Annotated in this window: 21 protein-coding genes, 1 tRNA gene and 1 pseudogene; 9 read left to right on the plus strand and 14 right to left on the minus strand. The window is 71.8% G+C overall.

All coding sequences use genetic code 11. The annotated features are described in order from the left end of the window. Positions 1 to 5 precede the first annotated feature (5 nt). Positions 6 to 1,016, plus strand: coding sequence for a ribonucleotide-diphosphate reductase subunit beta (locus MXD57_RS21550; protein ID WP_250403386.1), 1,011 nt, complete (start codon positions 6 to 8; stop codon positions 1,014 to 1,016). On the opposite strand, the gene MXD57_RS21555 is transcribed toward MXD57_RS21550, so the two are convergent. After that, positions 929 to 1,183 carry a hypothetical protein gene (locus MXD57_RS21555; RefSeq protein ID WP_250403387.1) on the minus strand — a complete coding sequence of 85 codons (255 nt, stop codon included), beginning with the start codon at positions 1,181 to 1,183 and terminating at the stop codon, positions 929 to 931. The two genes, MXD57_RS21550 and MXD57_RS21555, sit on opposite strands and share 88 nt — an antisense overlap. A gap of 92 nt (positions 1,184 to 1,275) precedes the next feature. On the opposite strand from MXD57_RS21555, the gene MXD57_RS21560 reads away from it, so the two are divergent. Further along, positions 1,276 to 2,241 carry a helix-turn-helix domain-containing protein gene (locus MXD57_RS21560; RefSeq protein ID WP_250403388.1) on the plus strand — a complete coding sequence of 322 codons (966 nt, stop codon included), beginning with the start codon at positions 1,276 to 1,278 and terminating at the stop codon, positions 2,239 to 2,241. 19 nt (positions 2,242 to 2,260) lie between these two features. Here MXD57_RS21560 and MXD57_RS21565 read toward each other — a convergent pair whose 3' ends face one another. From MXD57_RS21565 to MXD57_RS21610, 10 genes are all read right to left on the minus strand, one after another. Then, complete coding sequence (locus MXD57_RS21565) at positions 2,261 to 3,631, minus strand: bifunctional albaflavenone monooxygenase/terpene synthase (RefSeq protein WP_250403389.1); 1,371 nt, start codon at positions 3,629 to 3,631, stop codon at positions 2,261 to 2,263. Next, positions 3,628 to 4,713 carry an epi-isozizaene synthase gene (cyc1, locus tag MXD57_RS21570; RefSeq protein WP_250403390.1) on the minus strand — a complete coding sequence of 362 codons (1,086 nt, stop codon included), beginning with the start codon at positions 4,711 to 4,713 and terminating at the stop codon, positions 3,628 to 3,630. Before cyc1 ends, MXD57_RS21565 begins: the two co-directional genes overlap by 4 nt. Before the next feature lie 258 nt (positions 4,714 to 4,971). Next, positions 4,972 to 5,622, minus strand: coding sequence for a peptide deformylase (gene def, locus MXD57_RS21575; RefSeq protein ID WP_250403391.1), 651 nt, complete (start codon positions 5,620 to 5,622; stop codon positions 4,972 to 4,974). Between the two features lie 70 nt (positions 5,623 to 5,692). Next, positions 5,693 to 6,673: a hypothetical protein gene (locus MXD57_RS21580; protein WP_250403392.1), complete on the minus strand. Its 981-nt coding sequence runs from the start codon at positions 6,671 to 6,673 to the stop codon at positions 5,693 to 5,695. A 100-nt stretch (positions 6,674 to 6,773) separates the two neighbouring features. Continuing rightward, positions 6,774 to 8,015 carry an HD-GYP domain-containing protein gene (locus MXD57_RS21585; protein WP_250403393.1) on the minus strand — a complete coding sequence of 414 codons (1,242 nt, stop codon included), beginning with the start codon at positions 8,013 to 8,015 and terminating at the stop codon, positions 6,774 to 6,776. After that, a complete protein-coding gene (locus MXD57_RS21590) occupies positions 8,012 to 9,358 on the minus strand; it encodes an HD-GYP domain-containing protein (protein WP_250403394.1) in 1,347 nt (448 codons plus the stop codon). Before MXD57_RS21590 ends, MXD57_RS21585 begins: the two co-directional genes overlap by 4 nt. A 121-nt stretch (positions 9,359 to 9,479) precedes the next feature. Further along, positions 9,480 to 9,800: a mycothiol system anti-sigma-R factor gene (gene rsrA / locus MXD57_RS21595; protein WP_250403395.1), complete on the minus strand. Its 321-nt coding sequence runs from the start codon at positions 9,798 to 9,800 to the stop codon at positions 9,480 to 9,482. Further along, positions 9,797 to 10,498, minus strand: a complete 702-nt coding sequence (gene sigR / locus MXD57_RS21600) for an RNA polymerase sigma factor SigR (RefSeq protein ID WP_250403396.1) — start codon at positions 10,496 to 10,498, stop codon at positions 9,797 to 9,799. The genes rsrA and sigR overlap by 4 nt, the downstream gene beginning before the upstream one ends. A 253-nt stretch (positions 10,499 to 10,751) precedes the next feature. Then, on the minus strand, positions 10,752 to 11,381 hold the full coding sequence (locus tag MXD57_RS21605; protein WP_250403435.1) for an alpha/beta hydrolase family protein: 630 nt from the start codon (positions 11,379 to 11,381) through the stop codon (positions 10,752 to 10,754). Positions 11,382 to 11,391: 10 nt separating this feature from the next. Next, on the minus strand, positions 11,392 to 12,207 hold the full coding sequence (locus MXD57_RS21610; RefSeq protein ID WP_250403397.1) for an SOS response-associated peptidase: 816 nt from the start codon (positions 12,205 to 12,207) through the stop codon (positions 11,392 to 11,394). Positions 12,208 to 12,257: 50 nt separating this feature from the next. Between MXD57_RS21610 and MXD57_RS21615 the strand changes: the two genes are divergently transcribed. The 4 genes from MXD57_RS21615 to MXD57_RS21630 all read left to right on the plus strand — a co-directional run bounded on the left by MXD57_RS21615 (position 12,258) and on the right by MXD57_RS21630 (position 15,748). Further along, complete coding sequence (locus tag MXD57_RS21615) at positions 12,258 to 12,968, plus strand: M50 family metallopeptidase (RefSeq protein ID WP_250403398.1); 711 nt, start codon at positions 12,258 to 12,260, stop codon at positions 12,966 to 12,968. A gap of 28 nt (positions 12,969 to 12,996) precedes the next feature. Continuing rightward, complete coding sequence (aroA, locus tag MXD57_RS21620) at positions 12,997 to 14,313, plus strand: 3-phosphoshikimate 1-carboxyvinyltransferase (protein ID WP_250403399.1); 1,317 nt, start codon at positions 12,997 to 12,999, stop codon at positions 14,311 to 14,313. Between the two features lie 16 nt (positions 14,314 to 14,329). Next, a complete protein-coding gene (gene rsgA / locus MXD57_RS21625) occupies positions 14,330 to 15,340 on the plus strand; it encodes a ribosome small subunit-dependent GTPase A (protein ID WP_250403400.1) in 1,011 nt (336 codons plus the stop codon). Between the two features lie 84 nt (positions 15,341 to 15,424). Then, on the plus strand, positions 15,425 to 15,748 hold the full coding sequence (locus MXD57_RS21630) for a DMT family transporter (RefSeq protein WP_250403401.1): 324 nt from the start codon (positions 15,425 to 15,427) through the stop codon (positions 15,746 to 15,748). Between the two features lie 48 nt (positions 15,749 to 15,796). Here the strand turns inward: MXD57_RS21630 and MXD57_RS21635 are convergent, their stop codons facing one another. Continuing rightward, the gene (locus tag MXD57_RS21635) at positions 15,797 to 16,402 is read right to left on the minus strand and encodes a TetR/AcrR family transcriptional regulator (protein ID WP_250403402.1); all 606 of its coding nucleotides are present in this window, start codon (positions 16,400 to 16,402) and stop codon (positions 15,797 to 15,799) included. Positions 16,403 to 16,546: 144 nt separating this feature from the next. Here MXD57_RS21635 and hisN point away from each other — a divergent pair, with 144 nt between their 5' ends. Further along, positions 16,547 to 17,353 carry a histidinol-phosphatase gene (gene hisN / locus MXD57_RS21640; protein ID WP_250403403.1) on the plus strand — a complete coding sequence of 269 codons (807 nt, stop codon included), beginning with the start codon at positions 16,547 to 16,549 and terminating at the stop codon, positions 17,351 to 17,353. A gap of 150 nt (positions 17,354 to 17,503) precedes the next feature. Continuing rightward, a complete protein-coding gene (locus MXD57_RS21645) occupies positions 17,504 to 17,899 on the plus strand; it encodes a CBS domain-containing protein (protein WP_250403404.1) in 396 nt (131 codons plus the stop codon). A gap of 89 nt (positions 17,900 to 17,988) precedes the next feature. Here the strand turns inward: MXD57_RS21645 and MXD57_RS21650 are convergent. Continuing rightward, positions 17,989 to 19,444 (minus strand): annotated as a pseudogene (locus MXD57_RS21650) (catalase). A 143-nt stretch (positions 19,445 to 19,587) separates the two neighbouring features. On the opposite strand from MXD57_RS21650, the gene MXD57_RS21655 reads away from it, so the two are divergent. Next, positions 19,588 to 20,004, plus strand: a complete 417-nt coding sequence (locus MXD57_RS21655; RefSeq protein ID WP_250403405.1) for a Fur family transcriptional regulator — start codon at positions 19,588 to 19,590, stop codon at positions 20,002 to 20,004. Positions 20,005 to 20,152: 148 nt separating this feature from the next. Here the strand turns inward: MXD57_RS21655 and MXD57_RS21660 are convergent. Next, a tRNA-Met gene (locus MXD57_RS21660) sits at positions 20,153 to 20,226 on the minus strand. Positions 20,227 to 20,236 lie beyond the last annotated feature (10 nt).

Raw genomic sequence — 20,236 nt, forward strand, 5'->3', positions numbered from 1 at the left:
CTGTGATGACTCGTAACACCAACCTGCTCGACCCCGGCTTCGAGCTGACTCTCCGCCCGATGCGCTACCCGGACTTCTACGAGCGCTACCGCGACGCCATCAAGAACACCTGGACCGTGGAGGAGGTCGACCTCCACTCCGACGTCGCCGACCTCGCGAAACTGACGCCGGCCGAGCAGCATCTGATCGGCCGCCTGGTCGCCTTCTTCGCGACGGGCGACTCGATCGTCGCGAACAACCTGGTGCTGACCCTCTACAAGCACATCAACTCCCCCGAGGCCCGGCTCTACCTGAGCCGCCAGCTCTTCGAGGAGGCCGTCCACGTCCAGTTCTACCTGACGCTGCTGGACACCTACCTGCCCGACCCGGACGACCGGGCGGCGGCGTTCGCGGCGGTGGAGAACATCCCCTCCATCCGGGAGAAGGCCGGGTTCTGCTTCAAGTGGATCAACGAGGTCGAGAAGCTGGACCGGCTGGAGTCCAGGGCCGACCGCCGCCGCTTCCTGCTGAACCTGATCTGCTTCGCCGCGTGCATCGAGGGCCTGTTCTTCTACGGCGCCTTCGCGTACGTCTACTGGTTCCGCAGCCGGGGCCTGCTGCACGGCCTGGCCACCGGCACCAACTGGGTCTTCCGCGACGAGACGATGCACATGTCGTTCGCCTTCGACGTGGTCGACACCGTCCGCAAGGAGGAGCCGGACCTGTTCGACGACGAGCTGCGCGGGCAGGTCACGGACATGCTGCGGGAGGCCGTCGAGGCCGAGCTGCAGTTCGCGCGCGACCTGTGCGGTGACGGCCTGCCCGGCATGAACACCGAGTCGATGCGGCAGTACCTGGAGTGCGTCGCCGACCAGCGCCTGACGCGTCTGGGCTTCGCCCCGGTGTACGGGTCGGAGAACCCCTTCTCCTTCATGGAGCTGCAGGGCGTTCAGGAACTGACGAACTTCTTCGAGCGCCGCCCGTCGGCGTACCAGGTGGCCGTGGAGGGCACGGTCGACCTGGACGAGGACTTCTGAGCCTCCCGCTGCCGGCTCTGCGCGCCCTGGGACTCCCGGGCCTCCCTGAGTTGCCGGTCGACCCGCCTGTCGCGGGCGATGCCGAGGACGGACGGGAGGATCAGGAGGACCAGGATGCCGAGGGTGGTGAGCATTCCGATCAGGCCTTCGATCTGGTTTCCGGTCATGACACCACTGTCACGCCGAATACTCCTTACCGACAGTGGCAGGACTGCCGCACACCCTCGATTTACTGCCACCTTCGGGGCACACTGGCAGCATGCTGAGGAACGTGGCGGCGGTACTGCTGGACGGCGTGCACCCCTTCGAGCTGGGGGTGGTGTGCGAGGTGTTCGGCATCGACCGCAGTGACGAGGGGCTGCCGGTGTACGACTTCGCCGTGGTCTCGGCGGAGGGCCCGGCGCTGAGCACCCATGTCGGCGGACTCACCGTGTCGACGCCCTACGGCCTGGAAAGGCTCGAGGAGGCCGACCTGATCGCGGTGCCGGCCGGGAGCGAGTACGTGACCCGTGCGTATCCGCCCGCCCTGCTCGACGCCCTCGTGAGGGCCGTGGAGCGGGGCGGGCGGGTGCTCAGCGTGTGCTCGGGGGTGTTCGTGCTCGGCGCCGCCGGGCTGCTCGACGGACGGCGGTGCAGCGTGCACTGGCGGCACGCCGGGGAGCTGGCTCTGCGCAACCCGCGGGCGGTCATCGAACCGGACGTCCTCTACGTCGACGAGGACCCGGTGATCACCTCCGCCGGCACCGCGGCCGGTATCGACGCCTGCCTGCACCTCGTGCGCAAGGAGCAGGGCCCCGAGGTCGCGAAGAAGATCGCCCGGCGGATGGTGGTGCCCCCGCACCGGGACGGCGGACAGGCCCAGTACATCGAGCGGCCGCTGCCCGCGACCCGGTGCGACACGGTCGGCGAGGTGCTGGTGTGGATGGAGGGGCACCTCGGCCAGGAGGTGACCGTCGAGCAGCTCGCCGCCCGCGCCCACATGGCCCCGCGCACCTTCGCCCGCCGCTTCCAGCAGGAGACGGGGACCACCCCCTACCGCTGGCTCCTGCGCCAGCGGGTGCTGCTGGCGCAGGAGCTCCTGGAGGGCACGGACGAGACCATGGACGCCGTCGCCTCCCGCACCGGCTTCGGTACGGCGGCGGCGCTGCGCCACCAGTTCGTCCGCGCCCTCGGCACGACTCCCCACGCCTACCGGCGCGCGTTCCGCGGCCCCGAGGCCGCCTGAGCCCGCCGGCCCGGACGGCCTACCAGGGCACCGGCTTCAGCAGCAGCTTCTGCGGCCGGAGCGTGATGCCCACCCGGGTGGTGTCGTCCGACCCGCCGACCTGCTCGAAGCGGTACTTCGCGGAGATCGCCGCGGCGATCAGGGTGAGCTGGGCCATGGAGAAGTGGTCGCTGGGGCACTTGCGGTTGCCGACGCTGAAGGGGCTCATCGCGTACTTCGGCACCTCCTTGGCCCGCTCGGGCAGCCAGCGGTCGGGGTCGAAGGCGAGGTGGCCGCCGTAGGAGAGGGCGTCGCGCTGGATGGCGTACGGGCTGTAGACGATGTCCGCCCCCGCCGGAATCGAAAAGCCGCCAAGTGTGGTGTCGGTGACCGCGCGCCGGGTCAGAATCCATACGGCCGGCCGCAGCCGCATGGCCTCGACGACGACATTGTTGGTGTGCGTGAGCCGGCGGACGTGCTCGAATCCGACGGGTCGGCCCCCGGTCACGGATTCGACCTCGGCGCGCACCTTCTCCGCGTGTTCCGGATGTTCCGCGAGCACCTGGAGCAGCCACATGATCGTGGAGGCGACTGTTTCGCTGCCCGGGGTGACTATCGCCACCACCTGGTCGTGGATCTCCTGTTCCCCGATGGGCTCGCCATTGTCGTCCCTCGCCTCCAGCAATGCCGTCAGCAAATCGTCCGGCTTTTGACCAGATGCCCTCCGCTCGGCGACGATCTCGTCGACCAGGAGATGCAAATCGGCCAATGCCCGGTTGAATTCACGGTTGGCCGGGAACGGCAGCCGGTACAGCGGTCCGAGCGGGACGACCATCCTGCGGTACATACCGCGGAAGACGGTGGCGAGGTCAGCGCTCAGCCGCTCGGCGCGCTCGTCCATGAACTCCCCGCGGAGCAGGCAGCGGGCGGCGACGCGCACCGCGACCCGGAAGGACTCCGCGGTGCAGTCGACGGTGTCGCCGGGCCGCCAGCGCTCGGTCAGCGCGTGCGCCTCCTCCTCCATGACCGGCCCGTACGCGGGGATCGCGTCGAGCCGGAACGCGGGCTGGATGGTGCGCCGCTGGCGCCGGTGGCGGGGGCCGTTGGCGGTGGCCACGCCCTCCTTGCCGAGCAGGCCCTCCAGGGACTCCCACAGCGGCCCGTCGATCCGGTAGTCGGTGCTGAGCGCCAGCGCGCCGGTGAGCTCGGGGGTGGTGACGGCGTACACCGTCTTGGGGCCGAGCTTCAGGCGCACCACGTCACCGTGCGCGCGCAGCCCGGACATGAAGGCGAGCGGGTCGCGGACCAGTTTCAGGCCGTGACCGAGGACCGGGACGGCGCCGCCGGCCAGGGGGGCCTCGCGCGGTTCCGCCGTCCGGGCGGTCTGGGGCTTCACGGACTCGACGGTCATTTCTCACCTGCCGCTTCGTTGTTGACGTACGGGGGCGTGGACCGGTCCTCCCAGCTGTCGACCATGTACCGGCCCGACTCGTGGTGGAACCAGTAGACGGAGCTGAACCAGTTGCGCATATTGCCGACACAGGCGCGGACGGCGGCGCCGATCTCCTTTCCGGAGACCGTGCCGTCGTCGGCGAGTTCGTCGGCGAACCGCAGCGCCTCGCGTTCCGCGCCGATGAATTCGTCGACGCACTCCTCGACGCGCCGCCTTATTTCCTCGACCGCCTCCTCGAGTGCCAGCCCCCGATGTGTCACGAGGCTGATTCCGAGATTGTGCACCTCGTCACCCGCGATTTCCTTGGGCAGCGAACAGAGGTCGTTGTACCAGGCGGCGAATTCCTGACTCAGCAGCGCCGGACGGCGATAGGACGGATTCTTCCTCACGGCGTCCGGGAGTTCACGTCCGGCGCTCGGCTCCAAAAGATCCGTCCATATCCAGTGCGCGAAGGTGAGGCGGCGCAGCGCCAGATACTCCTCGACCTGCGGGACGTAGGCCCGGGCGCGGTTGTGGAACTCGCGGTCGTAGGCGTCGATCACCGAGTGGAAGTGCCGGGCGAACCGCTGGTTCCAGGTGTGCGGCAGGAACGAGAAGAGCCGCAGCACGCTGTCCGCGAGCCCCGCCACCACCGGGTCGGGGTGGTCCAGGTGCTGCCGGGGCGCGTCGAGGGCCTCGTGCAGTCGGCGCCGCAGGCGGCGCCAGTCGGCGGACCGGCCATGGACGATGTCCCGGTCGTGGCGGTCGTCCCAGACGAAGAACCAGGCGCTGTAGTCGGCGATGGCCTGCAGGACCTCGTCGGAGGCGTCGGTGTAGTACCCCGCCATGAGGTCGGTGTAGCACAGTCCGTCGGCATATTCCCGCACCTTGTCCGCCGGCATGAGCCGCTTTTCGAGCAGCCACTGCCGGGTCTTCTCCTGAAGCTTTGGCCAATACGGGTGGAGTTGTCGCGGAAAGGAGTCCTCGATCACCGGAAGTGCGAGAGACGGCGGTACCGCCACCGGGGTCGTCGATGTGGTGCCGTGTGAGAAAGCGTGCACGAACTGTCCCCTCTCAGCCGCCGGGCGGCCACGCCCCTCCTTGTCGTACCGGGCGTGCGCCGTTGCGTATCCCCGCACATCCCATTCAGCACCACAACTGACCGTGGAGGGAACGGATTTGCTCCAATCACCACCCCAGATTGCCGGGATTCGTGTGACGAACAAATGAACGACGCCCGTCCGGGACTGGTCCCGGACGGGCGTCGTGACGGACGTCGTCGCTGCTCTGAGCGGTGGCCGCGGTTCCGGCCGGGCGGCTCAGCCGTTGGCGACCACGGGATAGCGTGGCTCGTTCTCGGCCATCTGCCGCAGCGCGTCCTTGCGGTCCCGCTTCGACAGGCGGTCGATGTAGAGGTAGCCGTAGAGGTGATCGGTCTCGTGCTGCAAACAGCGTGCGAAGTAGCCGGTGCCGCGGACCTTGATCGGGTTGCCCTTCTCGTCCTGGCCGGTCACCTCGGCGTAGTCGGGACGTGCGAGCGGCGCGTACGCCGTGGGCACGGACAGGCAGCCCTCGTTGCTGTCGTCCAGCCTGCGCCGGTCGGCGGGCAGGTCCACCAGCTTCGGGTTGCACACCACGCCGACGTGCCGGACGCCCTCGTCGTCCGGGCAGTCGTACACGAAGACCTTCAGGTCGACGCCGATCTGGTTGGCGGCCAGGCCCACGCCCTCGGCGGTGCGCTGGCTGGCGAACATGTCGGCGACGAGCCGGTCCAGCTCCGCCCCGAACTCGGTGACGTCCTCGCACTCCTTGTGCAGGACCGGGTTGCCGACGACCGTGATCGGCCGCGAGGTGCCCCGCTCACGCCAGGTCCCCTCGCGCTCCTCGCAGTCCCCCGTGTCGACGACGTAGCCCTCGTCGTCGACGGGGAGCACGCCCGCGTGCTGCTGATCGGTGTCCTGCTGCGCCATGACCGACGTATGCCTTCCTGCAAGCCTTGGAAATCTCGGATACAGCCTAAACGTGGCCGGTCACCGGTGGTCAGCAAACCTCTTCGAGATCGCGCCAGTCCCTGGAGTCCGGGCTGTCCGCGACCCACCCGTCGAGCAGCCCCCGCACCAGCGGCGCCGGAGCGGCGACCCCGCACTCCCGCTCCGGCACCCAGAGCTGCCCGTCGGTGCGGTGCCCGAGCGGTCCGGGGTGACCGGGTTCACTGTGGTCGTGGGGGTCCAGGTGCACACCGTCTCCCTCGTCCGACGGCATCCGCGACTCCGAGCACATCCGGCACAGCAGCCGCACCGAGGAGGACCAGTCCTCCGCGGCGAACCCGGCCTCCGCCGCGAGCTGTTCCAGCGCGTCCCGGTCCGCCTCCGTGGCCGCCTCCAGCAGCACCACCCAGGTGGGCACGGGCGAGGGCGCCCACAGCTCGATCTCGTCGAACACCGGGAAGGAGTGACCGGCGGACGTGGTGCGCTCGCCGTGCGGGACGCCGTCGTGCAGCACGACCTCCCCCCAGCGCCGCCCGGACGAGGGCAGCGGAATGGACAGCACCTCGATCCGCGCCGGGTCCAGCCTGCGGCCCCACACCACCTCGGCCTCGCCCTCCGGGGAGAGCCGTACGGCCGCGCTGCCCAGATCCATGCCGAGCGGTTCGCCCGCGGCGGTGGCGCCTCCGGGCACCCGCAGCCCGTAGGCCTGCCAGGCGCGGCGGGCCAGCGGCCAGTCCTGCAGGGCGGTCGCCGCGATGCCGACGTTCCACCAGTCGGGGGCGCCGGTCTCCCGGTCCAGCAGCGCCACCGCCCGCAGACCGGCGGCGCGGGCCTGCTCCCAGTCGTGCCGGAACTTGTGCAGCAGCGCGAGGTTGAACCAGGACTCCGCAAGCCAGGGTTCCAGGTCGGCGGCGCGTGTCAGCAGCTCGCCCGCGTCCTCGTACCGACCGTCGCCGATGAGCGTGAACGCCCGGTCGGTGGCCTGCCGCCAGGAGGCGGAGGGCCGGTGCCGTCCCTTTCCGAAGATCCTCACGATTCCCGCCTGCCAGTTCCATTTCCGCACAGTGGGCTGGCTTGTGCCCCCGGACACCCTCTCCCTCGCATCCAACCACGTACGGCCTCAAAGGCGCTCATTACCCATGGGTTACCCCATCACCCGCAGGGTCGGACAGCGCCTGGGAGAGTACCCGGGCAAGGGATTCCACAACCTCGGGAGCGTAATCCCCCGCGGTGGCCAGGCGCAGCTCCTCCAGTGCCATGAGCGGCCCCTCGGGTCCGGCGTCGCGGGCCTTCTCCTCGTAGGCGTTCACGGCCCGGACGATCCGGGCCGCGAGCGGCTGCTCCGGGTAGGGGTCGGCCTGCCGCTCCACGACCGTGGCGACCTCGGCGTCCACCCCGGTCTGCCGCACGACGGCACCGCCGAGCAGCGCGATGCGCCGCTGGTCCTCGCGGGGCAGTACGGCGGTGGCTCCGGCCGGGACCGGGTCGACCAGGCTGAGCTGGCCGATGTCGTGCATCAGCGCCGCGTACTCCAGCACGGTCAGCTCCGGCCGGGACAGGCCCAGGTCGCGGCCGACGGCGCGGCTGAGCGCGGCGACCCGGCGGGCGTGCCCCGCGGGGGTGCACCCCGCCACCTCGGTGGCCCGGGCCAGGGAGGCGATGGTCTGCCGGTAGGTGGCCCGCACGGCGGCGTAGCGGCGGACCGAGAGCTGGGTGAGCAGCAGCGGCAGGCAGAACACGGGCAGCGCCCACAGCCCGGCGACGGCGACCGCGAGCGCCATCACGGCGCCGGTCGCGCACACGGCGAAGCCGATGCCGAGCAGTCCGCGCAGCTCGTCGCGCAGCAGCGGGCCGAAGCGCCAGCGGGTGCGGCAGTGGGCGAGGGCGGCGGCGAGGACGGCGTCGCAGAGCGCGGTGAGGACGAGCAGCGCGACGAGCAGCAGGGCGTAGGCGGGACCGTCCCAGCCGCGGAAGGCGCCCCTGTTGTAGAGGGGTTGGAAGCAGACGGCGGCGAATCCGGCGGTGAGGACGCGGCGGGCGAGGTGGTCGGCGGTGGCGGTGCGGCCGCACCAGATGTGCGGGACGCCGCCGAGCAGGGAGGCGGCGAGGACGACGGTGACGACCTGCGCCGCGCTGTGTCCGGTGGGGTGCCCGGCGTCGGGCCCCAGCAGGGCGTACGACAGCGACCCGGCGGTGCCCAGCGGCGCGGTCCGGCGCGCCCCGGTGCCGGACCACCGGGTCAGCTCGCCGACCGCGATGAGCACACCGAAGGCGAAGGCGACGCCCGGGTCGTCGACGCCGCGCCACAGGGTGAGCGCGAGGCTCGCGGCTGCGGTGAGGGCGGCGCAGGCGTGGATGAGCCGGAGGGCGGTCACCGGTGTGCCCCGCTGCGGCGCCCGGCGGCCGGCTGCTGGGCCGGGACCGTGTGCGGGGCGTCGTCGGCGGTGACGCCCGGGTGCCAGCCGTGCCGGCCCAGCGCCCGGACGAGTGCCGCGACCATGCGCGGGTCGAAGTGGGTGCCCGCGCAGCGCTCCAGCTCCTCGACCGCCACCTCCACCGGGCGGGCCCTGCTGTAGGACCGGGTGGAGGTCATCGCGTCGAAGGCGTCGGCGACGGCGACCACCCGGGCGCACTCGGGGATCTGACCGCCCGCCAGCCCGTAGGGGTATCCGCTGCCGTCGAGCCGCTCGTGGTGGTGCAGGATCGCCGCGCGCGCCTCGCCGAGGAAGGAGATCCCGCGGACCATCTCGTGGCCGTACTCGGGGTGCAGCTCGATGATCCGCCGCTCCTCGGGGGTCAGCGGACCGTCCTTGCGCAGCAGCCGGGTGGGGACGCCGAGTTTGCCGACGTCGTGCAGGATCCCGGCGAAGCGCAGCACCTCGACGCGCTCGTCGTCCAGGCCGAGTTCGTGGGCGATCAGCACCGAGGCCCGGCCGACCCGCTCGCTGTGGCCGCGGGTGTAGCCGTCCTTGATGTCGACGGCCTGCACCAGGGCGCGGATGGTGGCCTGGTGGGCGGCCCGCTCCCGGTGGTACTGGGCGAAGACCCAGCAGGACACGCCCATCGGCAGCAGGACGAGCAGCGCGGAGACGGGGCCGTACCGGCTGCGCCACAGCACGGCCATCATCAGCCCGGCGAGGCCGTGCACCGCGACCGGCGCCAGCGAGCGGGACAGCAGCCCGCGCCAGGCCCTGTGCGCCGGCATCCTCTCCCACTGCCCGAAAGGTGTGGGCGGTATCCCCACGCCCGCGGCGCGGAGGCCGCCGTCGAGCGCGGTGAGCACCAGGCAGAAGGCGAGCACGGCCGCCCCCGCGGGCACCAGGGCGTAGGGGAAGGCGTGGGCCGCGACGGCGTCCCGGCCGCCGAGCGCCCCGTGGACCCGGCCCGCGGCCCACACGGCGAGGGCGGGCTGGGCGGCCCGCCAGACGCGCCGGAGCAGGACCGGCCGGTGCTCGACGTGGACGAGCAGGGCGGCCGGCAGCGGGACCAACGCGGCGGCGGACGGCGGCAGCAGGAAGGCGCCGGCCAGCAGCACGGGGTAGAACGTCCCGCCGGATCGGCGCCGTACGACGTGCTCACAGGCCGCGTTCAGCGCGGCGAGCAGGGCAGGCGCCCACCAGGGCGTGCGGGTGGCGTCCGGGGGCAGGACACAGAGCGCGGCGAGCAGGGCGACACAGGCCACGTAGCCTTGCGCTCTCGCCGGGACCGTCGCCTCCATCGCGCCCTCCCCCGAGCCGGTGCAGCCTCGGAGCCTAGGGCGGGATCAGGGGGGTCCGGGGTCCCATGACCCGATGATTAGCACGTTCGGGTGACACAGGCTTCACGCCGGAGGGCGCGGGTCAGGACTCCTGCGGTGTCGCCGGTCCGGTCGGCGTCCTGGTGACGTCGTGCTCGGGGACGCTCTGCCCGGAGCGGATCAGGTCGATCCGCCCCATGACCTTGGCGCGCAGGTCGGCCGGCACGTCGTCATGGCCGCAGCACCGCTTGACGAGCTTCTTCACGGCCTGCTCCAGGCCGTACTTCTCCAGGCACGGGGAGCACTCCTCGAAGTGATGCTGGAACTTGTCGCGATCGACGTCCGGCATCTCGCTGTCGAGGAACTCGTAGAGGTGGTCGAGGACCTCACTGCAGTCCGTCTCGTGCGGCTCTCCGCAGCTCATGAGCCCGAGCCTTTCGCTTCGTTCGACTCTCCGGCGCCCGCCGGGACCAGTCCGCGCTCGCGGGCGTAGTCCTCCAGCATGCCGCGCAGTTGACGGCGGCCCCGGTGCAGCCGGGACATCACCGTACCGATGGGTGTCCCCATGATGTCCGCGATCTCCTTGTAGGCAAAGCCCTCTACGTCCGCGAGGTAGACGGCGATGCGGAACTCCTCGGGGATCGCCTGCAGCGCTTCCTTGACGTCCGAGTCGGGCAGGTGGTCGAGCGCCTGCGACTCGGCGGAGCGCAGACCCGTCGACATGTGCGACTCGGCGCGGGCGAGCTGCCAGTCCTCGATCTCCTCGGCCGCGCTGCGCTGGGGTTCGCGCTGCTTCTTGCGGTACGAGTTGATGAACGTGTTGGTCAGGATCCGGTACAGCCACGCCTTGAGGTTGGTGCCCTCGCGGAACTGGTGGAAGGATCCGTACGCCTTGGCGTAGGTCTCCTGCACCAGGTCCTCGGCGTCGGCCGGGTTGCGCGTCATGCGCAGGGCGGCCGAGTACATCTGGTCGAGGAACTCGAGTGCGTCCCGCTCGAAGCGCGCGCTGCGCTCCGCGGTCGACTCGGAGCCGGTCTCCGTGTCCGCGCTCATGCCCTGGCCCTCGGGCTGCTCCGCCTGGCCGTTGTCGGTCCCTGCGTCGGTACCGGTGACCGGACCCACCTCCTCAAGTTCCCGGACGGGACCGAGGCCGGTCCCACCTGTTTCGGAGGATAGAACACCACCCGCACCCGCCGCCGCTCGAATAGGAGCGGTCCTGGCCGCGTGCAGCACCGTCCAGTCCAGGTCAGCACGGCTGCTGCGGCTCGGGCAGTACGTCGAACCCATGCGGCGGACTTCCTTTCCCCAAACGTCGGCGCTGATCCTTCAGCACTTATGCCCACCTCAACAGCGGCCCGCCGCCGGGCATTCCCGGTCACCCGAGTGAGCCGGTCCACTCCACGACACCGTCGGTGACGATCTCCAGCGCCCGCTCCTGGGTGATCCCGGCGCGCCTGGACACGGCGAACCCGTGATCACCGCCGGGCACCTCGATCAGCCGGTGGGCTCCCCCGGGAAACTCCGCCGGCCTGCCGAACGGGTCGTTCCCGCCCTGGACGACCAGGGTGGGCACCCCGGCGCCGAGCAGTTCCGCGGCGCGGGACCGCTCCGGCCTGCCCGGCGGGTGCAGCGGGAAACTCAGCGCGAGCACGGCGTGCGCGCCCAGCTCGGCGGCGGTGCGGCAGGCGACCCGGGCGCCCGCGCTGCGGCCGCCGGAGACGACGGGCAGTCCCGGCGCCGCCAGCGCGGCCCACAGGCCGCGCCAGCCGGTGTCCAGGGTCTTGGGCGCGGGCGCGAGCCTCTTGCCGGCCACCCGCCAGGGCTGCTCGACGAGGGCCACGGTCACCCCGTGCCCGGGAAGCACCCGGGCGAGCGCCTGGAGGTCGCGGGCCTCGATGCCGCCTCCGGCGCCGTGGCTCACCGCGAGGACGAGCCGGGCCCCGGGCGCCCGGTGCCAGGTGATCCGGGCGTCGCCGGCGTCCGTCGGGACGGTCTGTGTGGTCATGGTGGTCACGTCAGAAGAGTGTGCCGACTTCCGGCGCCTCCAGCTCCTTCAGCAGCTCCGGGCCGCCGTTGCGGACGTTGCTGACGGCTGTGGAGACCGGGTAGGCGCGCATCAGGCCGTGCGGGGGCGGGTCGAGCAGCTCGCGCAGGCCTTCCGGATCGGTGCGGGAGGGCTCCAGCCAGGCGTCCCAGCGGTCCGGGGTGAGCATAAGCGGCATACGGGGGTGGATGTCGGCCAGGGTGTGCGGTCCCTCGGCGGGGGCGACGGCGAGCGGAGTCTTCTCCGCCTCCGTGGTGATCACCGAGCAGGTGACCCACCAGGCGCGCGGGTGGTCGTCGGGCAGGGTCCGGTCGCGCCAGAACTCGTACAGGCCGGCCATCGCGAAGACCGAGCCGTCGGCGGGCAGCACGAAGTACGGCTGCTTGCGCGGCCGCTTCTTCTTCCCCTCGACCTCCAGCTCGCGCTCCTGGGTGCCGGTGACCCACTCGTAGTAGCCGTCGGCGGGCAGGATGCAGCGCCGGGCGGCGAAGGCGCGGCGGTAGGCGGGCTTCTCGTGCACGGTCTCGGCGCGCGCGTTGATCATCCGGGCGCCGCCCTCGGGCGTCTTGGCCCAGGAGGGCACCAGGCCCCATCTCAGTCTGCGGAGCTGCCGAACCGGACGCGGGCTCGCGGCGTCTTTCAGCGGACGGTCCAGGACGGCGTAGACCTCCTTGGTCGGAGCCACGTTGTAGTCCGGCGCCAGGGTCTCCTCCGGCTCCCACTTCTCGATCTCAAAGATTCCTGCGAGATCCTCGGGCCCACGACTGGATGCATACCGTCCGCACATACGTGCCACACTGCCAGACTCCGGACGAGGACAGGGAGCCACTCGGTCATATGGAAAGCCTCACCGCCGGCCTCTGGGACCGGCTCACCGGTACCCAGCCGGACCCCGACCTGTGGGTGGTGCTGGCCACCGCGGTCGCCGCACTCGCCGTCGTCGTGCCGCACGCCCTGTGGCGCATATCCCGCAACGCCATCACCATCGCGCACGAGGGCGGCCACGGTCTGGTGGCGCTGCTCACCGGCCGCCGGCTCACCGGTATCCGCCTGCACTCCGACACCAGCGGCCTCACGGTCAGCCGGGGCAAGCCCCACGGACTGGGCATGATCCTCACGGCGGCGGCGGGGTACACGGCGCCCTCGCTGCTGGGCCTGGGCGGTGCCGCGCTGCTGGCCACCGGCCGCATCACCCTGCTGCTGTGGGCGGCGACCGCCCTGCTGGTCGTCATGCTGGTGATGATCCGCAACGCTTACGGGGTACTGACCGTGGTGCTGGCCGGCGGCGCCTTCCTGCTGGTGTCGTGGCTGGCGGGGCCGCAGGTGCAGGCGGCGTTCGCGTACGCGGTGGTGTGGTTCCTGCTGCTCGGCGGGGTGCGGCCGCCGTTCGAGCTGCAGGCCAAGCGGATGCGGGGCGGTGCGGGCGACTCCGACGCGGACCAGTTGTCCCGCCTGACGCACGTCCCGGCCGGACTGTGGCTGTTCCTGTTCCACGCGGTGTCCCTGTGCTCCCTGATCGGCGGGGGCCGCTGGCTGCTGGAAGGTTGACGCCGGGCCCTCCTTATAAAGTGGCCCCATGGCCCCGAACACCGCCCACCCCGCCCTCTGGCCCGCCCCGCACGCGAGCGGAGCCGTCGACGCGACGGTCCACGTGCCCGGGTCCAAGTCGGTGACCAACCGAGCCCTCGTGCTCGCCGCCCTGGCCTCCGAGCCCGGATGGCTGCGTCGCCCGCTGCGCTCCCGCGACACCCTGCTGATGGCCGGCGCCCTGCGGGCCATGGGCGTGGAGATCGAGGAAGGGGTCGGCCCGGACGGCTCGGGTGAGGCCTGGCGCGTGCTGCCGACCGGCCTGCACGGTCCGGCGACGGTCGACGTCGGCAACGCCGGCACGGTGATGCGCTTCCTGCCGCCGGTGGCCGCGCTGGCCGACGGCCCGATCCGGTTCGACGGGGACCCGCGGTCGTACGAGCGCCCGCTCCACGGTGTGATCGACGCGCTGCGGGTGCTCGGTGCCCGGATCGACGACGACGGCCGGGGCGCGCTGCCGCTGACCGTGCACGGCGCCGGGGCGCTGGACGGCGGCCCGGTGTCGGTCGACGCCTCGTCGTCGTCCCAGTTCGTCTCGGCGCTGCTGCTGTCCGGCCCGCGCTTCAACCAGGGGGTCGAGGTCCGGCACACCGGGGCCCTGCTGCCCTCCCTGCCGCACATCCGGATGACCGTGGACATGCTGCGCGCGGTCGGCGCCCAGGTGGACACCCCGGAGTCGGGCGGCGAGCCGAACGTGTGGCGGGTGACGCCGGGTGCGCTGCTGGGCCGGGACCTGACGGTCGAGCCGGACCTGTCCAACGCCCAGCCGTTCCTGGCGGCGGCCCTGGTCACCGGCGGCAAGGTGCTGATCCCGGACTGGCCGGAGCGGACCACCCAGCCGGGTGACCGGCTGCGCGAGATCTTCACCGAAATGGGCGGCTCCTGCGACCTGACCGAGTTCGGTCTGGTGTTCACGGGCTCGGGCGCCGTGCACGGCATCGACGTCGACCTGAGCGACGTCGGCGAGCTGACCCCCGGCATCGCCGCGGTCGCCGCGCTCGCCGACTCCCCCTCGACCCTGCGCGGCGTGGCCCATCTGCGGCTGCACGAGACGGACCGGCTGGCCGCGCTCACCAAGGAGATCAACGAACTCGGCGGCGACGTCACCGAGACGGCCGACGGCCTGCACATCCGCCCGCGCCCGCTGCACGGCGGCGTGTTCCACACCTACGAGGACCACCGCATGGCCACCGCCGGCGCGATCATCGGCCTGGCGGTCGAGGGCGTGCGGATCGAGAACGTGGCGACGACGGCGAAGACCCTGCCGGACTTCCCCGAACTGTGGACCGGGATGCTGGGGAACTGACGGGCGGACTGGGATCATGCGCCGCTACGGCAAGCACACCGACGAGGACGACATCCGCAGCCGCCCCAACCGCAAGGGCAACCGGCCGCGTACCAACATCCGCCCCAAGCACGAGGACGCGGCGGAGGGCATGGTCCTCACCGTCGACCGGGGCCGGCTGACCTGCCTGGTCGGGGACCGGACCGTGACAGCGATGAAGGCCCGGGAGCTGGGCCGCAAGGCGGCCGTCGTGGGCGACCGGGTGGCCCTGGTCGGCGACCTGTCCGGCAGGAAGGACACCCTCGCGCGCATCGTCCGCATCGAGGAGCGCACCTCGGTGCTGCGCCGCACCGCGGACGACGACGACCCCTACGAGCGGGTGGTCGTCGCCAACGCCGACCAACTGGCGATCGTCACGGCACTGGCCGACCCCGAGCCGCGTCCGCGCCTGATCGACCGCTGCCTGGTGGCGGCCTACGACGGCGGGCTGGAACCGCTGCTGGTGATGACCAAGTCCGACCTGGCCCCGCCGGACAAGCTGCTCGAGCTGTACGGCGCGCTCGACATCCCGTACGTCGTCACCAGCCGGGAGGAACTGGAGAACGACGACGCCGCGGACCGGGTGCGCGCGTACCTGGACGGCCGGATCACCGCGTTCGTGGGCCACTCGGGCGTGGGCAAGACAACCCTGGTCAACTCGCTCGTCCCGGCGGACCTGCGGCGTTCGACCGGCCACGTCAACGCGGTGACGGGCCGCGGCCGCCACACCACCACCTCCGCCCTCGCGCTGCCCCTGACCGGGGCGGCCGACTGGGTCATCGACACCCCGGGGGTGCGCTCCTTCGGTCTGGCGCACATCGATCCCTCCCGGGTGATCCACGCCTTCCCGGACCTGGAGCCGGGCACCGAGGGCTGCCCGCGCGCCTGCAGCCACGACGAGCCGGACTGCGCGCTGGACGCGTACGTCGAGGAGGGCCACGCCGACCCGGCGCGGCTGTACTCGCTGCGTCGGCTGCTGGCCACGCGGGACCGCAAGGAGGGTGACTGAGCCCGGCGGGGTTTGCCACGGGTCACGTTCGGTAAGTGCATAATCGCACCGATCCGGAGATCCGGACCTACGGGAGGACCGCACATGGCGTGGCTGCTGGTCATAGTGGCCGGGATTCTGGAGACCGGTTTCGCCGTGTGCCTCAAGCTCTCGCACGGGTTCACCCGGCTGTGGCCGACGATCGCCTTCGCGTCCTTCGCCCTGGGCAGCTTCGGCCTGCTGACCCTGTCCCTGAAGAAGCTCGACGTCGGCCCCGCGTACGCGGTGTGGACCGGGATCGGCGCGGCCGGCACCGCGATCTACGGCATGGTCTTCCTCGGCGACCTGGTGTCGGCCCTGAAGATCGTCTCGATCTCCCTGGTCATCATCGGCGTGATCGGCCTGCAGTTGTCGGGCTCGGCGCACTGAGAGGCCTCGGCTCGCGTCCGCGGGCCGGCCCGGCCCGGAGGCCGCGGGTCACATCGGGTGCCGCACCAGGACGCCGCGCACCAGCTCCGCCGCACCGCCCTGCCCCGGTGGTGCCGCGACGCAGGACAGGGCGAGGCGTACGGCCAGTTCACAGGTGCGGGTCAGGTCGGCGATGTCCTCCGTGGCCGCGGCGGGTCCGGCCAGCGCGGTCACCGCCCGGTCCCGCACCAGCCGCACGAGGTCACCGGGCGAGGGCAGCGGCCCGTCCGCCCGGCGCTGCGCGGGGACGACGGAGCCGGACCGCACCGCGGCGAGTGCCGGAGCCGGGAGGCGTTCGCTCCAGCACCCGGTGAGCATGGCCCGCGCCAGCGCGCTGTCCCGGGCCGCCGACGCCGTCCACTCGGCGGCGGCGGCGAGCCGGTCACGCGGGTCGGTGTGCGCGGCGAGGGCCCGTTCCACCCCGGCGAGGTAGCCGTCGGCCGCCCGCCGCAACAGCGCCCTGGCCAGCCCTTCCTTGCTCCCGAACTCGTTGTACAGGGTCTGCCGGGACACCCCGGCCGCCGCGGCCACGTCGACCATCCGCACCGCGGACCACGGCAGGCGCGCGAGCGCCGTGGCGGCGGCGTCCAAGAGGGATTCCCGGGCCGCAGGCATCAGCGCCTCCCTGGGGCGGACGACTCTGCGCCCAGGGTTGACGCGCTCCCACACCCTGTCAAGGGTGCGCGGGCCACCGCGCGGCCCCTCCCGGCCCCGGCCCCTGTTGGCCCCGCGGCGTCCGGGGCGGATACGGTTCAAGGCATGCCGGACTACCTCGACGACCTCCGCCTCGCCCACGTACTCGCGGACGCGGCCGACGCCACCACCATGGACCGTTTCAAGGCGCTCGACCTGAAGGTGGAGACGAAGCCGGACATGACCCCGGTGAGCGAGGCGGACAAGGCGGCGGAGGAACTGATCCGCGGCCACCTCAAGCGCGCCCGGCCACGGGACGCGGTCCTCGGGGAGGAGTTCGGCGTCGAGGGCACGGGCCCCCGCCGCTGGGTGATCGACCCGATCGACGGCACCAAGAACTACGTCCGGGGCGTTCCGGTCTGGGCCACGCTCATCTCCCTGATGGAGGCGGGCGAGGGCGGCTACCACCCGGTCGTCGGTCTCGTCTCCGCCCCCGCGCTCGGCCGGCGCTGGTGGGCCGCCAAGGGCCACGGCGCCTTCACCGGCCGCAGTCTGACCTCCGCGTCCCGCATCCGCGTCTCGCAGGTCGGCGAGCCGGCGGACGCGTCCTTCGCGTACTCCTCACTCTCCGGCTGGGAGGAGCAGGGCCGCCTGGACGGCTTCCTCGACCTGACCCGCGAGGTGTGGCGCACGCGCGCGTACGGCGACTTCTGGCCCTACATGATGGTCGCGGAGGGCTCCGTCGACATCTGTGCCGAGCCGGAGCTGTCGCTGTGGGACATGGCGGCGAACGCGATCATCGTCACCGAGGCCGGCGGCACCTTCACCGGGCTCGACGGCCGTCCGGGCCCGCACAGCGGCAACGCGGCGGCCTCCAACGGCCTGCTGCACGACGTGCTGCTGGACCACCTCGACCGGCGCCGGCGCTCCTGAGCACCCGGCGGGTTCCGCGCACGCCCTCAACTGGCCGCGCGCGCCCTCTTGTTGACCCGGTCTTTACCGGGCACTCTGAGGTCGACCCCCACTTGTGAATTTGTGAATCCATGCACAACGTCATGGATTCCTAGGAGGTGGCCTCATCCCATGCTCGTCCGAGACGCCATGAGCACGGTGGTCCTCACCGTCGGCCCCGCCCACACCCTGCGTCAGGCAGCCGCCCTGATGTCCGCCCGCCACGTCGGCGCCGCCGTGGTCCTCGACCCCGACGCCGGCGGTGTCGGCATCCTCACCGAACGCGACATCCTCAACTCCGTCGGCCTCGGCCAGAGCCCCGACACCGAGCGCGCCCACGCCCACACCACCACCGACGTCGTCTTCGCCACCCCGACCTGGACCCTCCAGGAGGCGGCCCGGGCCATGACCCGTGGCGGCTTCCGGCACCTGGTGGTCGTCGACCGCGGCGAGCCCGTCGGCATCGTGTCGGTCCGCGACATCATCCGCTGCTGGGTCCCGGCCCGGGAGCCCGCACCGGCGCTCTGAGCACACAGGGGCGGGCCGGACCCCCGGGATCCGGCCCGCCCCGATCCGCGCCCCGGCCGGCCGGCACGACTCGGCCGGCCCGGCCCGGCTCAGCCGCGCAGCGCCCGCACCGCGGCCGCCAGCCGCTCGCCGAACCCGGCGTCGGCGTTGCGGAAGTTGCCGATCGCCCGCTCGGCGATCTCCTCGCGCGAGACCCGGGAGATCGCTCCGGCCAGGTTGGCGACCAGGCGCTCCCGCTCCTCCTCCGACATCAGCCGGTAGAGGTCGCCCGCCTGCGCGAAGTCGTCGTCCTCGGCGTGCGACGGCGTCGGGTGGTTGCCGGTGGCGGCGCTGAAGCCGTCGAACGGCCGCCACAGCGGCCGGCCGGTCTGCCCCGGACCCCCGAAGCTGTTCGGCTCGTAGTTCTTCGCGCCACCGTGCCGGCCGTCGTAGAGGCGGCCGTCCCGGGAGTGGGTGCGCGCCTCGGCGGCGTGCGGGCGGTTCACCGGGAGGTGGTCGGCGTTGACGCCGACGCGGTAGCGGTGCGCGTCCCCGTACGCGAACAGGCGGCCCTGGAGCATCTTGTCGGGGGACGGGCCGATGCCGGGCACGAAGTGCGCGGGGCTGAAGATCGACTGCTCGACCTCGGCGAAGACGTTCCGCGGGTTGCGGTTCAGCTCCAGCCTGCCGATCTCCATGACCGGGTAGTCCGCGTGCGGCCACACCTTGGTCAGGTCGAACGGGTCGAGGCGGTACGTCGGCGCCTCCGCGGCCGGCATGATCTGCACGCCCACGGTCCAGCTCGGGAACTCGCCGCGCTCGATCGCCTCCCGCAGGTCGCGCTGGTGGGAGTCGGGGTCCTTGCCCGCCAGGACCTCGGCCTCGGCGGCGGTGAGGTTCCTGATGCCCTGGTCGGTCTTGAAGTGGTACTTGACCCAGAAGACCTCGCCTGCCTCGTTGCTCCACTGGTAGGTGTGCGAGCCGAAGCCGTCCATGTGCCGGTACGACGCCGGGATGCCGCGGTCGCCGAACAGCCAGGTGACCTGGTGGGTGCTCTCCGGGCTCAGGCCCCAGAAGTCCCAGACGTTGTCCCGCCTCGGTGGAACCGGTGCCGGGATCGCGCTTCTGGGTGTGGATGAAGTCCGGGAACTTGATCGCGTCGCGGATGAAGAACACCGGCGTGTTGTTGCCGACGAGGTCGTAGTTGCCCTCCTCGGTGTAGAACTTCAGCGCGAAGCCGCGCGGGTCACGGACCGCGTCCGGCGCGCCCAGGTTGCCCGCCACGGTCGAGAAGCGCAGGAAGGTCTCCGTCTCCTTGCCGATCCCGGAGAGGAAGGCGGCGCGCGTGTACGGGGTGACGTCGGCGGTCACCGTGAAGGTGCCGTACGCCCCCGCGCCCCGGGCGTGCACGACGCGCTCCGGGATGCGCTCGCGGTTGAAGTGGGCCAGCTTCTCCAGGAGCAGCTGGTCCTGCACGAGCACCGGGCCGCCGACGCCCGCGGTCTCGCTGTTCTGGTTGTCGGCCACCGGCGCCCCGGCCTCCGTCGTGAGCGGTCCCTGCGTCACGTACGCCTCCTGCGTCATCACCGACCAGTCCTGTCCACTGGCCAAAGTCGTTTTCGATCCTACGTTGGACTTTGTCTAAGTCAAATGCCGTTCCAAAGTCACACCCATTCGGGATCTGGTCCTCTTGCTGTTAGGCTGCTCCCATGAGCGACCTACTGGAACGGCTGCGCGGACGCGGATGGCGGATGACCGCACAACGACGCGTGGTGGCCGAGGTTCTCGACGGCGAGCACGTCCACATGACGGCCGACGAGGTCCATGCGCGGGCCGTCACGAAGCTGCCGGAGATCTCCCGGGCGACCGTCTACAACACGCTGGGCGAACTGGTGACCCTGGGCGAGGTGATCGAGGTCACCACGGACCGGCGCGCCAAGCGCTACGACCCGAACGCGCACCGGCCGCACCACCACCTGGTCTGCGCCCGGTGCGGAGCCATCCGTGACGTGCACCCCACCGGCAATCCCCTCGCCGACCTCCCCGACGCCGAGCGCTTCGGCTTCACGGTGTCGGACGTCGAGGTGACGTACCGGGGACTCTGCCCGGACTGCGCGGGTATCTGACGCGGGGCCGAGCGACGCGGGGCAGGTGAGGAGAGGGGCCGAGGCCCCTCTCCTTTTTCGCGCTCGCTCCCGGGAAGCGAGGACGGCGGAACGACGGAAACGACCGAAGGCCGGAACCCATCTCTGGATTCCGGCCCTCGGCCTTCAGTAGCGGGGACAGGATTTGAACCTGCGACCTCTGGGTTATGAGCCCAGCGAGCTACCGAGCTGCTCCACCCCGCGTCGGTGAACA

It is taken from the genome of Streptomyces cellostaticus (assembly GCF_023630175.1).
Lineage (GTDB): Bacteria > Actinomycetota > Actinomycetes > Streptomycetales > Streptomycetaceae > Streptomyces > Streptomyces cellostaticus_A.

Bases quoted from the DNA above. Each gene is read 5' to 3' on its own strand.
- MXD57_RS21550 (WP_250403386.1), top strand. From the start codon at position 6: ATGACTCGTAACACCAACCTGCTCGACCCCGGCTTCGAGCTGACTCTC.
- MXD57_RS21555 (WP_250403387.1), bottom strand. From the start codon at position 1,183: ATGACCGGAAACCAGATCGAAGGCCTGATCGGAATGCTCACCACCCTC.
- MXD57_RS21560 (WP_250403388.1), top strand. From the start codon at position 1,276: ATGCTGAGGAACGTGGCGGCGGTACTGCTGGACGGCGTGCACCCCTTC.
- MXD57_RS21565 (WP_250403389.1), bottom strand. From the start codon at position 3,631: ATGACCGTCGAGTCCGTGAAGCCCCAGACCGCCCGGACGGCGGAACCG.
- def (WP_250403391.1), bottom strand. From the start codon at position 5,622: ATGGCGCAGCAGGACACCGATCAGCAGCACGCGGGCGTGCTCCCCGTC.
- MXD57_RS21590 (WP_250403394.1), bottom strand. From the start codon at position 9,358: ATGGAGGCGACGGTCCCGGCGAGAGCGCAAGGCTACGTGGCCTGTGTC.
- rsrA (WP_250403395.1), bottom strand. From the start codon at position 9,800: ATGAGCTGCGGAGAGCCGCACGAGACGGACTGCAGTGAGGTCCTCGAC.
- MXD57_RS21605 (WP_250403435.1), bottom strand. From the start codon at position 11,381: ATGACCACACAGACCGTCCCGACGGACGCCGGCGACGCCCGGATCACC.
- MXD57_RS21610 (WP_250403397.1), bottom strand. From the start codon at position 12,207: ATGTGCGGACGGTATGCATCCAGTCGTGGGCCCGAGGATCTCGCAGGA.
- MXD57_RS21615 (WP_250403398.1), top strand. From the start codon at position 12,258: ATGGAAAGCCTCACCGCCGGCCTCTGGGACCGGCTCACCGGTACCCAG.
- aroA (WP_250403399.1), top strand. From the start codon at position 12,997: ATGGCCCCGAACACCGCCCACCCCGCCCTCTGGCCCGCCCCGCACGCG.
- rsgA (WP_250403400.1), top strand. From the start codon at position 14,330: ATGCGCCGCTACGGCAAGCACACCGACGAGGACGACATCCGCAGCCGC.
- MXD57_RS21630 (WP_250403401.1), top strand. From the start codon at position 15,425: ATGGCGTGGCTGCTGGTCATAGTGGCCGGGATTCTGGAGACCGGTTTC.
- MXD57_RS21635 (WP_250403402.1), bottom strand. From the start codon at position 16,402: ATGCCTGCGGCCCGGGAATCCCTCTTGGACGCCGCCGCCACGGCGCTC.
- hisN (WP_250403403.1), top strand. From the start codon at position 16,547: ATGCCGGACTACCTCGACGACCTCCGCCTCGCCCACGTACTCGCGGAC.
- MXD57_RS21645 (WP_250403404.1), top strand. From the start codon at position 17,504: ATGCTCGTCCGAGACGCCATGAGCACGGTGGTCCTCACCGTCGGCCCC.
- MXD57_RS21655 (WP_250403405.1), top strand. From the start codon at position 19,588: ATGAGCGACCTACTGGAACGGCTGCGCGGACGCGGATGGCGGATGACC.